The 14,051-nt window shown below is 67.0% G+C and carries 12 protein-coding genes; 6 read left to right on the forward strand and 6 right to left on the reverse strand.

Going from position 1 to position 14,051, the window contains the following annotated elements:
• Positions 1 to 42: 42 nt before the first annotated feature.
• Positions 43 to 165, forward strand: a complete 123-nt coding sequence (locus tag AAF184_15705) for a hypothetical protein (protein MEO0423783.1) — start codon at positions 43 to 45, stop codon at positions 163 to 165.
• 92 nt (positions 166 to 257) lie between these two features.
• Here the strand turns inward: AAF184_15705 and AAF184_15710 are convergent, their stop codons facing one another.
• Positions 258 to 728 carry a plastocyanin/azurin family copper-binding protein gene (locus tag AAF184_15710; protein ID MEO0423784.1) on the reverse strand — a complete coding sequence of 157 codons (471 nt, stop codon included), beginning with the start codon at positions 726 to 728 and terminating at the stop codon, positions 258 to 260.
• Between the two features lie 192 nt (positions 729 to 920).
• Here AAF184_15710 and AAF184_15715 point away from each other — a divergent pair, with 192 nt between their 5' ends.
• From AAF184_15715 to AAF184_15730, 4 genes are all read left to right on the forward strand, one after another.
• Complete coding sequence (locus tag AAF184_15715; protein MEO0423785.1) at positions 921 to 2,840, forward strand: DUF3604 domain-containing protein; 1,920 nt, start codon at positions 921 to 923, stop codon at positions 2,838 to 2,840.
• Between the two features lie 47 nt (positions 2,841 to 2,887).
• Positions 2,888 to 4,498, forward strand: coding sequence for a CRTAC1 family protein (locus AAF184_15720; GenBank protein MEO0423786.1), 1,611 nt, complete (start codon positions 2,888 to 2,890; stop codon positions 4,496 to 4,498).
• Between the two features lie 47 nt (positions 4,499 to 4,545).
• Entirely contained in the window at positions 4,546 to 5,640 is a 1,095-nt protein-coding gene (locus AAF184_15725; GenBank protein ID MEO0423787.1) for a hypothetical protein, read from the forward strand.
• Between the two features lie 84 nt (positions 5,641 to 5,724).
• A complete protein-coding gene (locus tag AAF184_15730; protein MEO0423788.1) occupies positions 5,725 to 6,204 on the forward strand; it encodes a hypothetical protein in 480 nt (159 codons plus the stop codon).
• 81 nt (positions 6,205 to 6,285) lie between these two features.
• Here the strand turns inward: AAF184_15730 and AAF184_15735 are convergent, their stop codons facing one another.
• The 3 genes from AAF184_15735 to AAF184_15745 form a co-directional block, all read right to left on the reverse strand.
• Positions 6,286 to 9,132: a hypothetical protein gene (locus tag AAF184_15735; GenBank protein ID MEO0423789.1), complete on the reverse strand. Its 2,847-nt coding sequence runs from the start codon at positions 9,130 to 9,132 to the stop codon at positions 6,286 to 6,288.
• A gap of 156 nt (positions 9,133 to 9,288) precedes the next feature.
• On the reverse strand, positions 9,289 to 10,671 hold the full coding sequence (locus tag AAF184_15740) for an FAD-binding oxidoreductase (protein MEO0423790.1): 1,383 nt from the start codon (positions 10,669 to 10,671) through the stop codon (positions 9,289 to 9,291).
• Positions 10,665 to 11,723, reverse strand: coding sequence for a TauD/TfdA family dioxygenase (locus AAF184_15745; protein MEO0423791.1), 1,059 nt, complete (start codon positions 11,721 to 11,723; stop codon positions 10,665 to 10,667). Before AAF184_15745 ends, AAF184_15740 begins: the two co-directional genes overlap by 7 nt.
• 309 nt (positions 11,724 to 12,032) lie before the next feature.
• On the opposite strand from AAF184_15745, the gene AAF184_15750 reads away from it, so the two are divergent.
• Positions 12,033 to 12,650 (forward strand): LysE family translocator, encoded by a 618-nt coding sequence (locus AAF184_15750; protein MEO0423792.1) that lies wholly within the window; start codon positions 12,033 to 12,035, stop codon positions 12,648 to 12,650.
• A gap of 42 nt (positions 12,651 to 12,692) precedes the next feature.
• Here the strand turns inward: AAF184_15750 and AAF184_15755 are convergent, their stop codons facing one another.
• Together AAF184_15755 and AAF184_15760 are read right to left on the reverse strand one after the other, a co-directional pair.
• Entirely contained in the window at positions 12,693 to 13,142 is a 450-nt protein-coding gene (locus AAF184_15755; protein ID MEO0423793.1) for a nuclear transport factor 2 family protein, read from the reverse strand.
• Complete coding sequence (locus tag AAF184_15760) at positions 13,139 to 14,023, reverse strand: AraC family transcriptional regulator (GenBank protein MEO0423794.1); 885 nt, start codon at positions 14,021 to 14,023, stop codon at positions 13,139 to 13,141. The genes AAF184_15755 and AAF184_15760 overlap by 4 nt, the downstream gene beginning before the upstream one ends.
• Positions 14,024 to 14,051 lie beyond the last annotated feature (28 nt).

Here is a 14,051-nt window from a genome sequence, read left to right on the forward strand (position 1 = left end):
CGCGCCGTCTTCGACGCGTCGGGTGTTCCACGCTCTATTGAGATGAGCGTACACGTGGCCTACGCGCACGGAGTACTCCGCCTCATCGATGACTCCCTCGGCGCTCATCTCGTCCGCGAGCGATTGCAGGTGCTGCGCAGCCTCGACAAGCTCGTCGATGAGTAGAACCCACGAAACAGGACTGGTTGAATTCGAGATCATCGTGCTACGACGCCTAAGACTTGTTGCTAAGCGGAGGGTAGCGCTGCACCCACCCGTCAGGACTGAGGTAGAGCGGCAAGCGCACCGGTTTTCGGATCCCAAATATGGTCCAGGCGATCCTTATCGATGAAGACCGTCTCATCCCGGTAGCGCGAGAAGAACTCGCGCGCCTCGTCCACGTTACGCGGCTCACCCACCACGATCACCCCCGCCATGCCCATCACGTTGTGATAGGCGCAGTCGAATACATAGACGCCTGGCTCGGCCAACTTGACCGTAATCGACTTTCCTTTCTCCGCGCGCCAGGGCGTCGCGCCCGTCGGTATGAAGGCGGACTGCGGCTGATGGTCGAAGTCGTCTACCTGGAAGGTCACCGTATCGCCCGGCGCCACCTGCAGGAAATCGGGCTCGAACAACATCGACTCGAAGCCTCGGGTGGCGATGGCCTGCACGACGTGCTCGTCGGCGGCGACCGTACCGATCATCGGCAGTAGGAAGAGGCTTACGAGGAGTGACCGTCTTTTCATCATGGCGTGCTCGAGGTGAGGGTGGCGCAGAGGAGCTTACCTTACGTGCCCTGTGTGGTGGGCGTTCCGCTGAGCGATGCCCATCGTACCAATCGATGAGCGGTGAAACGGCTGACGTCGGATAGCGCTTTTCCTAACTGAAGCAGGTACGCGCGGCGTGCCCCGTTCGAGTAGGGAAGGAACATCGGGTCGATGATTCAGCGCGTGTCGAGCCACTGCTCACTGTTCTTGATCGTTGCCGCGATCCCCGCTTCGCTGCAGGCGGGTCCTTGCGGGGAGGATCCGCCGGTGCGCAAGGCGTACTTCGGCGATCTGCATATCCACACGCGATTCTCGGCAGACGCGTACGTCTTCGATACGCCGGGCGGTCCGATGGAGGCCTACGAGAGCGCTAAGGGGCTGTGGACGGATCTGGCGCCCATCGTGCCCGAGGGCGAACCTCGCCAATTCCGCATCAGTGAGCCCTTGGACTTCGCCGCCGTCACCGATCACGGCGAGTTGCTCGGCGAGACCGCCCTGTGCACGCAGGCGGGTACCCAGGGGCGGGACTGGCTATCGGACGAGATCGCTGACGACCTGGCGGACATGGGCTTTGCTGATCAGGCGGAGCTGCTGCGCACCTTGTGCAGCGACTATCGAGCGACCGCCAATCCCCAGCGCAACACGGAACTCAGTCAGCTGTGCGTCACCGCGCCGGAGAACACGGAGCTGTGCGCCGTGGTGGGCCAATACCTCGATAGCGTGTGGCGAGCCACCATAGACGCCGCAGAGGATGCCTACGAACCGTGCTCCTTCACCACCTTCGCGGGCTACGAGTGGACGTCGGGCACGGCGCAGGACGGCTCCTTCTCGCGCAACCACCGCAACGTCATCTACCGCGACGTGCAGAGCATCACCGACGCGCACGGTGCTCCCCTCGTACAGCCGTTACCTGCGCGCGATGCCACGGCCACCCCCGGCGCCCTGCGCCATACCCTGCGGGCCCAATGTCGCGGACTTCCGGGCGACCCGGAGAACCCAGGGCTTCCCGGCTGCGACGTGCTCGCCATCCCCCACACGTCGAATGACAGTGCCGGCAAGGCCTTTCAGCTCGATCCCAACGAACACCCGAAGGCGCGGGCGGAAATGGAGCCGCTCATCGAGATCATTCAGCACAAGCAGAGCAGCGAGTGTTCCCCCGCCTCCCACCCGGACGATCCCCTGTGCAGCTTCGAGGTGTACGTGCCCGACCAGGGCATGCCCCTGGACATGGCTTCCGGCGGCATGGCGCGCGCCGGACTGAACGCTGGCCTCATCGCGCAAGCGCAGTCCGGTGATGTCAACCCGATCCAGCTCGGCTTCATCGCCAGCACCGACACGCACAACGCCACCGCGGGTGCTGTCGAGGAGGACAACTACCCAGGCCATGCTGGCGGCAAGGACGCCACGGCCTCCCGGCGCCTCTCCGGACCTAATGCTTACTTCAGTCCCGGCGGCCTGGCTGGCGTGTGGGCCTACGACAACACGCGGGAGGGGATCTTCGATGCGCTGCGCGCGCGTGAGACCTTCGCCACCAGCGGCCCGCGCATCAAGGTACGCATGGTGGCCAGGTGGAGTGACGATCCGCCCTTGCCGGAATCGCCGCGTAACACCTGCGCGGAGCTGGCGCGGGATGAACTGCGCGGCGTGACCTTCATGGGCTCCACCCTGCCGACGATGCCGACGCCCACGGCGCAACCGCAATTGCTGATGGTGGGCATCGCCGACCCGAGCGGTGCAAGCCTCGCGCGCATGAACCTGGTCAAGGCGTGGGTGGACAGTGCGGGCGAGCTGCGCGAGACGCAGATCGAGTTGCCCGCGGCAGCGGAGGCGGGCAATCGGTTTCTGTGTCGGGCGTGGAAGGACGAGGCCTTCGAGCCGACGGGCCCCGCCTACTACTACTTGCGGGTGCTTGAGCTGCCGACGCCGCGTTGGTCCAAAGCGGCATGCGACGCCCAACCCTCGCCCTGGAGCTGCGAGGAAGGCAGTGACCTGCCACCACCCCAGTACGCCGCCTGCTGCGATGCCAGCGTCTACACGGACATCCAGGAGCGGGCGTGGACCTCCCCCATCTTCTACGGCCCGACGCCCTAGTGTCCTGTCGTCGCGATCTTCAACAACAACAAAAAGGGAACTCGATCATGCTTCGCCAGCCAATCTCAATCGCACTCACCCTCGCGGGCGGTCTGATGCTCACGGTGCCCACCCAAGCGGCACCGAGATTCCAGGATCTCTCGCAACAGCTAAACGGATTCATCAACTACAGCCCTGCCCAAGGGGATGGCTTCTCGGGCCTCGTCTGGGTGGACTACGACGGCGACGGGGATGAAGACCTCTTCGTCACCGGCGGCCTCGGCGCGCGCAACGGCCTCCTGCGCAACGACAACGGCACCTTCCACGATGTGACCGAGGAGGCGGGCTTGCTGGGCGAAGCCGGCGGCTCCGGCGCGATCGCGGTGGACGTGGACAACGACGGCTATCGCGACATCGTGGTGGTGGCGGACGGCGCCTGGGCCAGCCCGCGGGCGAGCTACATTCGCTTCTACCGCAACGAGGGCGACGGCACCTTCGAGAACCTCACGTCCTCGAGCGACCTGAACCTGATTCCGCAGTTGGCAGGCCAGGCGCAGCACATCTCCGCCGCCGACGTGGACAACGACGGCTTCGTCGACCTGCTGATCCTGGCCCCCGGCAACATCACCGATCGCACCCAACCGAAGAACCTCCTGTTCCGCAACAACGGCGACCTCACCTTCACCGACGTGAGCGCCGGCTCCGGCGTCGACACGGCCTACGGTGCCTGCGCCTCCGTGTTCACGGACTACAACGACGACGGCATGCAGGATGTGATCATCGCCGACTGCCACGAGATCAACGGTCGCCTCACGCCCATCGAAATTCTGGTCAACAACGGCGACTTCACCTTCGCCCCCCTGATGAGCTACGCGGGCACGGACAGCCGCGAGTGGGACATCAAGCGCGGCTACTGGATGTGCATGGACCTCGCCGACATCGACCTCGATCTCGACCAGGACATGTTCTCCACCAACGCGGGCCCCAACGTGAACGCCGATCAGGAGCACGGCCTGTTCGAACGTCTCGGCAACGGCAAATTCAAGGCCATCGAGCGCGAGGCGGGCATCTCCGCCGCCGCCCCGGACTTCGGCTTCGGTTGCGGCTTCGGTGATCTCGACAACGATCAGTACGTGGACCTGCTGATGACCGGCTCCTTCCCCAAGATCGGCGCCATCGGCCCGGGCCTCGGCAGCCCCACCCACGTCTTCCACAACCAGGGTGATAGCACCTTCGAGGCGGTGGTCCAGTCCTTCAACACGAGCAACCGCTTCACCTCAGGCCTCGCGATCGCCGACTACAACCGCGACGGCCTGCTCGACTTCGCCGTGGGCACAGGCCCGGCGCCGCAGACCCGCCCGACGGAAAAGCCCATCCTCCTGCGCAACAACACGGAGAATGCGGGTAACTGGGTCTCCCTGCGTCTTATCGGCAATGGCATCACCGACAATAAGGATGCGATCGGTGCTCGCGTGCGTATCCTCGCCGGCGGCGTGATGCAGGAGCGAGAGATCCGCGCTGGCTCGAGTTGGCTTTCCCAGCACTCCCTGCGCGTGCACTTCGGCCTCGGCCAGGCCACGGAGATCAAGCGCATGGAAGTGCGCTGGCCCTCCGGCGAGGTGAGCGTCAAGCGCAACTTGCCGGTGAACGAGTACCGCAACGTACGCCAACCGGACTGACTCGATCCGGACCGTTAGGCAGCATTCGTCCCGGAGGTGATCGTGAGATGGTAGCGAAGACCTGGATCCTCAGCCTGATCGCGATCGCCTGCGGGGCGGGTGCGGCCGCGCAGGACGCCGCCGCCCCGGTGGCCGCGCCATCGGCCGACTACGCGGGCGATGTTGGCGTGCATGCCCTCGCCCCAGCGCGGGAGCTACGCCTGAGTGGCGAGCGTGGTGAGCGCGACGTGCTCGTGCGCGCCACCTTTCCGGCGGACCTGCAAGCGCCCGCGCCGGTGATCATCTTCTCCCACGGGGTCTGGGGGTCGTCGAGCCAGTACCAACCGCTCGTGCGCCACTGGGCCAGTCATGGCTACATCTGCTTGCAACCGCAGCACGGCGATACGATTCCCGAGGCGCAGCGCGGCACGGGTTCCGCCCAAGGCGCGTTTCGAGGATGGCGCGAGCGCGCCCGGGAAATCACCCGTCTGATCGATGCGATCGAAGCCCCGCCGCGGGCGTGGGGGGCGCTGGGCGAGCAGATGAACCGCGAGCGCATCGCAATGGCCGGTCACTCCTTCGGCGCCCACATCGCCCAGCTGCTCGGCGGCACGCGACTCAGGGTGGACCGGCGAGGACGCACGGTCAGTCTTGCCGATGCGCGCATCGACGCCATCGTGATGTTCGCGCCCCGCGGGCGCGGCCCCCAGCTCGATGAACAGGCGTGGGCCGATCTAGAGGTGCCCTTTATGGCGGTGACCGGCTCCAACGACATCGCGCGCCTGCGCCGGGGGGAAGACGTGGCCTGGCGCATGGACGCCTTTCTGTTCGCGCCCGCCTCACCGCGCTACCTGTTGTTCATCAACGGTGGCTACAACAACTTCGGTGGCCTCACACAAACGGCGATTCGCTTCGAAGGCTGGGGTGAGCCCGATGCTCGCCATGCGCGCTACGCGCTGGATTTCACGACGGCGTTTTGGGACGCCCAGCTGCGCGACACGGCAAGCGCTGAGCGTTACCTGCAGCAGCAAGCTGCAAGCAGAGCGTATGCCGCCAGTGATGGCGTGATGCTGTTGAACGATCCGGCCGACGTGCCCGCGTTGCTGCAGGCGGCGCCGCCCCATCGCGTCCCCCGCAAGGCGATCAGGCCGACTCCCCCGTAGGTCCGGGCGCGCGCCTCGGGTGTAACTTCTGCTCGCCGACGATCATCTATACAGCATCCAATCGATCACTCGGGAGCTGAGCAAATGACCGTCATCTCACGCTTCGGCCCTGTGGCCGGCACGCTGTACATCGCCTTCGTCTTCATCCAGTCCTTGTTCTTCAAGTTCACCGGTTCCGTGGAGACCACGCATATCTTCGGCACCCTCGACGCGTGGGCGAGCCATGCCTTCGGCATCGAAGGGCTGTTTCTCGCCCCGGGGCCCTTCAACGCCTACGTCATCGGATCGGCTGAGTTGGTGGCATCGGTACTGCTGCTGATGGGCCTGATCGCGGGCGGCCTGTGGCTGCGCCTGGCGGGTTCGCTTCTCGCCCTCGGCATCATCAGCGGCGCCATCGTCTTCCACCTGTTCACGCCGCTCGGCATTGTGGTGCTCGACGATGGCGGTCTGCTCTTCGCCATGGCGGTAGGCGTCTGGGTGACGGCCGCAGCGCTGGCCTACTCTAGCGCCAGCCGCTTGGGGCTACTGACGCGCCGTGCGACCTTGCAGGCCGCCGCGGCCTGAGCCTTACCTACGCGGCCTGCCGCTCGACAGCGACAGGCCGCGCAGGTCACCCAAGCCTAGCGGGCGAGATTCCCTCGCCGCTTACTCGCGGCAATCGGACCACTGCAGGAAGAAGTCCCGCAGATCGAGCTGGCTGAACTCCCCGTCCCGGTTCCAATCCCCCACGCAACGCTCGTTATCGAGGGCGAAGCGGAAAGCTCGAAAGTCCACACCGTTCACGATGCCGTCTCGGTTGAGGTCCGCGAGTGCGCAGGACGTGGTGGTGTCCACGCTCTGCACCCAGGTGCGCCAGGAGTTGTTCTGCGCGTACTCGTGGTGCGCCCAGTACACCGTCGGGTCCACCGGATCGAATTGCACGGCGGCGTAGTCACCCCAGCGCCCGAGCGTGTAGCCGCCCACCGTGTCCTGGTGCTGGAGGGCTTCGATCACCGAACCGGGGCGTGAACAGAGGTTGCGGTAGGCGCTGCCCATGGAGATGAACTCGCTGGGCGATGACCGCGAGTAGGTGATCGCTACGCTGCCGTCCTCGCCCGCATTGATGGCGCTGAAGTAGGTGCGCACGTCGGGCCCCAGGTCGATGTCACCGGACTGCACGAGGGCGGGTTGATCGCCCGAGGTGGGCCAGCCGTTGATGGCCAGCTCGTACCAGCGGGCGACCACGCGATCCGGGTTGATGTGGTGGGTGGCCCAGAGGTTGCCGTCGGGGGACTGGTCCACCGACCAGAAGCGCGCGTCGAAGGTCTCCGGGCGGCTCGTGGTGCCGGCCTGGGGAGGATCTTCGGGCGCGCCGTAGGCGGGCACGGTCACGTCGACGAAGTCGGTCGTGGGCGTGCCGAGCAGATCGCTGAAGGCGATCACGCGCACCTGCGTGTTGTTGCTGAACGCTTCCTTGTGTTCGACCAGATAGAGCGTGTCGCCCGTGCCCGTGGTCACGCGTGGGAAACCTGCCGACTGGGTGATGGTCGGGAACAGGAACTGGCGGGAGATGGCGGGCGGATCGCCGGCCAGGAGCGAGGCCTTGTCGTAGGCGTATACCGCGTAGACCGCTCCCCGACCGAAGCCATCGCCGGTGATGATCACCGCATCGTCGGTAACGCCGATGTTCGGTGAGTCGAAGAGATCGCCGGAGGTGTCGGTGGTCTCGAAGCGGTAGCGGAACCAGTCCCCGTTGGGGTCGTCATCGTCGGACACGGCCACCAGCACGTAGCTGCGCGCGCCGGGGGCGAAGGCCTCGGCGGCCATGACGATGAAGCGTCCCGAGGTGGCGTCGTAGAGCGCTTCGGGGTCGAAGATGAAGTCCGATGCCCCGACCGAGCCCCAGAACCCTGCGGCGCCCTCGATGCCGTCGACGAAGGTGCGCGTGCCGTCCTTGGTGTAGAAGGCGATCTCGCCGTTGACGATCACGACCACGTGCTGGGGCCCCACGGCGAGGTGCGGATCCGGCGGCGTGACGCCCGTGTTGAAGACACCCGTGAAGCCGATGCCGTTGGCCGAGGTCAGCACCTCGCGTTCGGCCGGTGCGGCAGGTCGCTCACCGAAGGTAGGCGGTAGGTGGGGCTGCGGGCCCAGAAGGGCAGCATCGCCCTGGGGGGCATCTCCCGCTGGCAGGTAAGGGCGCATGTTCTCGGTGACGCCGGCGGCCAGCTGGCGGTCATCGCCTGCGACTGCCCTGGTGTGGTGCAGTGTCACGCCGACGCCGTTCTCCTCGTCAGCGTCCAGGGCGCCTTGCCAGGCGGCGAGGAGCGTGCCGTCCTCGGCGAACGCCAGGCGCTGGGAGCCTACGGCCTCGGTCAGGGCCCGGTCCCCCGCATTCGCTAGCGTGAGCGATACCGCCTCATCGAGAGGCGCGAGCTGCGCGTCGAAGCGGCGTAGCAACACCTCGCCCTGCGGTCCGCCACGGCGGTTGTAGGCGATGGCGATGGTGCCATCGGCGTGGGCGGCGACGGCGGCGCCGTTGTGATGCGCGGCCTGGCCAGGTGCGCTCACCTGCGCGACAGGACTCACCCGCTCGCCAGCGTGATCCAGGCGGGCCGCGAGCACGTGGTAGCTCGCGTCACTGGCGGTCGAGTTCGCGTGCCAGGCGATGACGAAGCCGTCGGGATGCGCGGCGACCACCGGTTCCACGGCGCCGACGTCACCCACCCGTCGCGCGGGGGACTGCCATTCGCCATCGGCCCCCAGGATGCGTAGCCAAACGCCGAGGCTGTGCCCGGTGTCGCCATCGAAGCGTGCGTAGGCCACCGCCACCGAGCCGTCGGCGCCGCGCGCGAGGCTCGGTGACGTAGTTCGGTAGCTCGCGCTGGCGTCGACCGTCACGTCGCCCTCATGGGCCTTGCCGTCGCGGTCGAGCCGACTTAGCACCACGCGCGAGGCGGTGTCAGCAGTCGATTCCGTCCAGGCGATCACCGCGCCGCCATCGGCGAGGGCTGCCAGCACGGGGGCCATCTGATCGCCCGCCGTGCGCTCGTTGACGAGGATCTCCGATCCGCCCTGGCCGGCGGCGTCGAAGCGGCGGGCGATGATGGCCGCGCCGTCGCCGTCCTGGCCCGCGCTCTGCCACGCCGCCCAGGCAGTACCGCCGTCGGCGTAGTCGACTACGGGGGCCGTTAGGTGATGCTTGCGCCAGAGGCCGAGGGGCGCTTCCTCGCCGAGGGCGACCCCCGAGGCGGCGAAGCGCTGGCGCAGCACGGTGGAGCGACCGGACTCTTGCCGGCGGCTCGCCCAGACCACGGTGAAGCTGCCGTCGTCGGCGACGGCCAGGGCAGGGGCGTGTTGGGCGGAGAAGGTGAAGGTGTTGGCACGAAATTCCGTTATCGCCGGCGCTGCAGGATCCGGCGCCGGTTCAGCGGCGATGGCGGCAGTGGCGAGGGGAAGGCTGAGAGCGAGCGAGCTGATCATCAAGGCCCGGTTGGGCGCAGAGCGTTGCATGTTGTTATCCATCCTTGGGGTCGAATCAAACGACCCCCCGAGTCTAGCGATGCCCTCCCGCCCACGGATAGGGTGGCTGCAGCGCAACATGCGCCGCCGTGTGGATTGACGGGGGTGAGCGGTGGGAAAGCTCGGCAGCGCCGGTGATGGGGCGGGCTAGATCACGCGGCCGGCGTTGAGGATGCCGTTCGGGTCCAGGGCGCGCTTGAGGCGTCGCATGAGGGCGATCTGCGCGTCGTCGCGGCACAGGTGCAGCCAGTCCCGCTTGGTGGTGCCGATGCCGTGTTCCGCCGTGATCGTGCCGCCGACCCGTTCGACACGGCGGTAGACGATGTCGTAGATCGTCGGGAGATCTGCCTTCGCGCCCGTACTCACGAGCAGGTGCAGGTTGCCGTCGGCGATGTGACCGAACACCAGGGTTTGGCAGGTGGCGTCGAAGTGCTCATCGAGGGCGGCGCGAGCGTCGTCGACGAACTGCGCCATGTGCGGAATCGGCACGCCCACGTCGAAGGGCGCGACCGGTTGCATCTGCGGGAGCAACTCGCTGACCCCGTCGCGGATGGCCCACAGGGCGGCGGTTTCCGCCTGGTTCTTGGCAATTGTGGCGTCGGCGAGGATGCCGCCCTCGAGGGCGCCTTCGAGGGCCGTTTCCAAGGTGGCCATGCCGGCGCTCTCGCTGGTGCCCTCCGTCTCGACCAGCACGAAGAAGCCGCCGGCCCCGTCGAAGGGGTCGCGGGCGTCGAGGGTCTGCACCGAGGCCTGGTAGTAGTCCTGCCACATCACCTCGTAGGCGCTGATCACCGCCAGCGTGCGCTCGAGGTGGTGCAGCAGGGCGATCACCTGGTCGAAGTCCTCCACCAGGCACAGGGCGGTGGGGCGGCTCGCCTTGCGGGCGAAGAGGCGGAAGGTGACGCGGGTGACGATGCCGAGCGTGCCTTCCGTGCCGATGAACAATTGCTTTAGGTCGAAGCCGGCGTTGTTCTTCAGCAGCTTGTTGTCGTCGTTGATGATGGTGCCGTCGGCGAGCACCGCTTCCAGGCCGAGCACGAGGGCGCGGGTCATGCCGTGCTGTACCACCTGGTTGCCGCCGGCGTTGGTGGCGACGATGCCGCCCGCTAGGCAGGAGCCGCGCGCGCCGAGATCGATCGGGAATTCGAGGCCCACCGCCGCGGCGGCTTCCTGAATGCGCTGCAGGGGCGTGCCAGCGCCGACGGTGATGGTGCGCGACGCCACGTCGAGCTCATCGATGCGATCGAGGCGTTCCGTGGAGAGGCTGCACTCACCGGGCTGCGGCGTGGCCCCGCCGGAGAGGCCCGACAGGCCGCCCTGCACCACCAGGCGCTGACCGGCGGCCTGGCACGCGGCGACGATGCGGGCCACGTCCGCCGTGTCGCGCGGCCGGAACACGGCCGCAGGACGGTGCGGATGCTCGCCGCTCCAGTCGCAGGCGTAGCGATCGCTGATCTGCTCGCCGAGCAGGTAGAGGTCTGGCGCGAGGTCGGCCAGGACGGCGTCGAGAACCTGGCCCCGCCCTACCATTTGCCCGGCACGATGCCGAGGCGATCGAACTGCTCGCCGAGCATCACGCCGAGTTCGCGCTCCTCGCCGGCTTCGAGGTGAATGGCGGGGCGGCCGTGGGCGAAGCGGTAGTTGCACACCACGGCAATGTCGCCGACGCGCCAATCGATGGGGATGCCGAAGCGGTCGTAGATGTCGATGAACCGCTTCAGCTCATCGCGCGTGAAGGGCGTGTCATCGCCAAAGGTGAGCGTGAGCGGGCGCTCCTCGTAGGGCAGGTGCATGACCATGGGCCAGGAATCGAACCAGACGCCGTGATCGGCCACGCTGCAGAAGAGCAGGTTGCGATCGAGCTGCGGGAAGTACTCGAAGGCCGAGGCGTAGTAGCGCGTCTTCAGGAGGCGGTTGGGGCCCCACTCGGTGCGCAACCCGCGTGATTGGGCGATCGCTTCGGCCTCGGTAGGATCCTCCGCCGCCATGGAGTGTTGCCAGTGGTTGTACACGCCGATCGGCGCTTGCCGACGGAAGGCGTCGCGATCCGTTAGGTTACGGTGGTAGCACACCCCGAGATCACGAAGCTTCGCGCCGAGCTCCGTGCGCATCAGGGCCTCGGTGGCCTGGAGGTTGTCCGACACGTAGGTGTGACCTCTGCCCGGCACGGCCTTGAGGCAGAGGAAGGCGAGCATGCGGGTGCTGGCGCCGACGTACGCCATCTCGTGATGGTAGTGGAGCCAGGCGCTGAGCGGCGCGCCGACATCGTAGACGTTGGTCTCGATGGGGCTGCGCGGGTTGGCACCGGCGGTGTAGTCCATCTCTCGGGTCATCACGTGCTTGGCAAAGCCACGCATGGCCTCGAGCTCGGTCAGGCGCGTGTTGACGAGCAGCACCAGGCCGGTGGCCTCGAAGGTGCGTCGCATGCGTTCGGCGAGCTCGCTGTGCGGGGCGAGGTCGCCCGCGTCCATGGCGTAGGTGCTGCAGTCGATGCGATAGGTATCGCTGGGTAACACCTGTCCGTCGTAGCGCCAGCGGGGCTCGATTACGTCCGGCAGGGGAGAGTAGGGTTCGGCGTGCACGGCGGTTACTCGGCAAGTCTCGAAACACCCGCCCGGGGTGCTCACCCGGCGGGCCGCCACGCGCCCATGAAGGGCTCGTTGACGGAGTATGCACAGAGCGTTGCTCCGCCGCTACGGCAGGTTTCGCGCCGTCTCGTCACGGCGGCCGGCGGGGCTGCGCCGCGACCTCGCGATGACGCGAAATCCGGGTCCGTTGGGGGCGCAATCACCCACAGGTCACCCGCGCCCTTGACCGCTCGCCGGGCAACCGTCTTATGCTGGCGTGCGGTGACCCATTCAGCTGACAGATTCCCCCGCTAGGAACCCACCATGATCGATTGGCTCCTCTTCATCCCCGCCTGCTTCGCGCTGAATCTCGCCTTTGGTCCGAACAACCTCCTGGCCATGACCCACGGCGCCAACGGCGGCATTTGCTTTGCGCAGCAAGCGGCCTGCGGCCGGCTGCTGGCCTTCGTCCCGATGATCGGCGTGAGTGCTCTCGGCCTCGGTGTCATTCTCACGGCGTCGGCGGCCGCCTTCACGGCGGTCAAGTGGCTGGGCGCGGGCTATCTGATCTGGCTTGGCATCAGCCTGTGGCGCAGCGCTCCCGGCGCCGCCATGCGGCGTAGCGAAGGGCGCAGACTCACCCGTGGGCAGGCGTTTCGATCGGAGGCGGTGGTGGCGATCAGCAACCCCAAGGCGATACTGATCTTCGCTGCGTTCTTTCCGCAGTTCGTTGCGGTGGACGCGTACTGGCAGAGCTACGCCCTGCTCGGCGCTGCCTTTCTCGTGCTGGAAGCGGTGGCCATCGCCATCTACGCCACCTTCGGTTGCTTCGCCTCGAAGTACGCGGCGGCCCGACTCCCCACCCTGCAACGCGCCTCGGGCGGGACGATGATCTTGTTCGGGCTGCTCCTGCTGGTGAGTCCCGCGCCCTCGCGATCCTAGCGGACAGGTTCGCTCACGGGCGCGTCCCTACTCAGCTACCGATCAGCGTTGCTCGCACTGCGCGGGCATGTCGGTTTCGTAGAACACCCGATCCTCCGCCACCTTGCCGTCTTCGAAGCGCAGCATGGCCGCGATGGGCAGGCGGAACTCGGCGCCGGAAATCTGCGATGAGGCCGTGAACACAACCGCCACTCGATCGCCTTCCGCGACCAGGATCTCCACCTGGTCGTGCACGTCGGGCACCTGCTCGAAGAGCGCGGTGTAGTTCGCCCCGATCGCCTCCGGCCCCACCGTGGGGCCGCACTGCTCCGGGGAGAAGACGCGCGCATCCTCGGTGTAGAAGCTCTTGAGAGCAGTGACATCGTGGGCGTTGAAGGCGTCGAACATGGCGTTGACGATGTCCTTGTTCGACGGAGGCGCTGCTGTCGTTGCGCCGGCGATCAACAGGCTGGTCGCCGCGAAGGCGCCGAGGATGGGTGCGTGATGTTTCATGGGGTCACCTCCAGGTGATGGGTATCCAAGGGCAGGTAGATGTCGGTGCGCAGCTGCCCCTCCGGCGTCTCCTCAGGGTCGTCCAGGTAGTGGAACAGCAGGGGGGCGTCCGCGATACGCACGTCCGCGTCGGCAAGGGCGAACCGGTAGAGCCGATCGATCGCCGAAGGTAGGCCGTCGTATCCGCCGGTGTGACGGGTCAGGAGGAAGCGTCCGCCCTCGACGTCCTGGCGGTGGACACGTGCGGGCAGGTCGCCAGGTGCCTGCAGCACCTTGATGCCGCAATCGAAGGGCAGGGCGGTGCCCTGCTCGCCGGTGATGTCCTGCCACGGGCGGCCGACGATCGCCTCCACCAGCGATGGATCGCCGACGGCGTCGAACAGCGCGTAGTAGGTGGCGTTCAACTTCGGGTAGGTGCCCTCGGTGCGGATCGCCAGGATGCTGAAGGGCTCGAAGGAGGCGAGCTCGATGCGCAGGGGCGGCGTGTCACCGGCCTTGGTGGTCGGCGCCGTCAGGGCCTGCACCGTGTCGGCCAGGCGTTGGGGATCCGCCCGCAGGGCCGTGGCGGACTCGCTCACGTGCCGTCGAAAGGCCTTGGCGAAGGACTGGCTCGAGCCGTAGCCCGCCTCGAAGGCGGCGTCGGTGACCGAGGTCTTCGGATTCTCGAGGGCCCGGGCGGCCTTCGCCAGGCGTAGGCGGGTGAGCGTGTCCTGGCAGGTCTCGCCGGTCACGATCGTGTACAGGCGGTGGAAGTGGAACTTGGAGAGTCCGACGTGCTGTGCCACCTCGTCGAGGCTCGGCGTGCGCTCTTCCCCGAGCACGTCCGCCATGTACTTGGCGGCGCGTTCGATGCGTTGGATCGTGTCATGTGTCGTAGCCATGGGTTACCTCGTGTTTTCAAACAAGGTA

The sequence above is a fragment of the Pseudomonadota bacterium genome (assembly GCA_039815145.1).
In the GTDB taxonomy this organism is placed as follows: Bacteria; Pseudomonadota; Gammaproteobacteria; order Steroidobacterales; family JBCBZW01; genus JBCBZW01.

What these genes read in the sequence shown, in the direction of transcription:
- AAF184_15710 (MEO0423784.1), bottom strand. Translation starts at nt 728, where the DNA reads ATGAAAAGACGGTCACTCCTCGTAAGCCTCTTCCTACTGCCGATGATC.
- AAF184_15715 (MEO0423785.1), top strand. Translation starts at nt 921, where the DNA reads ATGATTCAGCGCGTGTCGAGCCACTGCTCACTGTTCTTGATCGTTGCC.
- AAF184_15750 (MEO0423792.1), top strand. Translation starts at nt 12,033, where the DNA reads ATGATCGATTGGCTCCTCTTCATCCCCGCCTGCTTCGCGCTGAATCTC.
- AAF184_15755 (MEO0423793.1), bottom strand. Translation starts at nt 13,142, where the DNA reads ATGAAACATCACGCACCCATCCTCGGCGCCTTCGCGGCGACCAGCCTG.
- AAF184_15760 (MEO0423794.1), bottom strand. Translation starts at nt 14,023, where the DNA reads ATGGCTACGACACATGACACGATCCAACGCATCGAACGCGCCGCCAAG.
- AAF184_15720 (MEO0423786.1), top strand. Translation starts at nt 2,888, where the DNA reads ATGCTTCGCCAGCCAATCTCAATCGCACTCACCCTCGCGGGCGGTCTG.
- AAF184_15705 (MEO0423783.1), top strand. Translation starts at nt 43, where the DNA reads ATGAGCGTACACGTGGCCTACGCGCACGGAGTACTCCGCCTCATCGAT.
- AAF184_15725 (MEO0423787.1), top strand. Translation starts at nt 4,546, where the DNA reads ATGGTAGCGAAGACCTGGATCCTCAGCCTGATCGCGATCGCCTGCGGG.
- AAF184_15735 (MEO0423789.1), bottom strand. Translation starts at nt 9,132, where the DNA reads ATGCAACGCTCTGCGCCCAACCGGGCCTTGATGATCAGCTCGCTCGCT.
- AAF184_15730 (MEO0423788.1), top strand. Translation starts at nt 5,725, where the DNA reads ATGACCGTCATCTCACGCTTCGGCCCTGTGGCCGGCACGCTGTACATC.
- AAF184_15740 (MEO0423790.1), bottom strand. Translation starts at nt 10,671, where the DNA reads ATGGTAGGGCGGGGCCAGGTTCTCGACGCCGTCCTGGCCGACCTCGCG.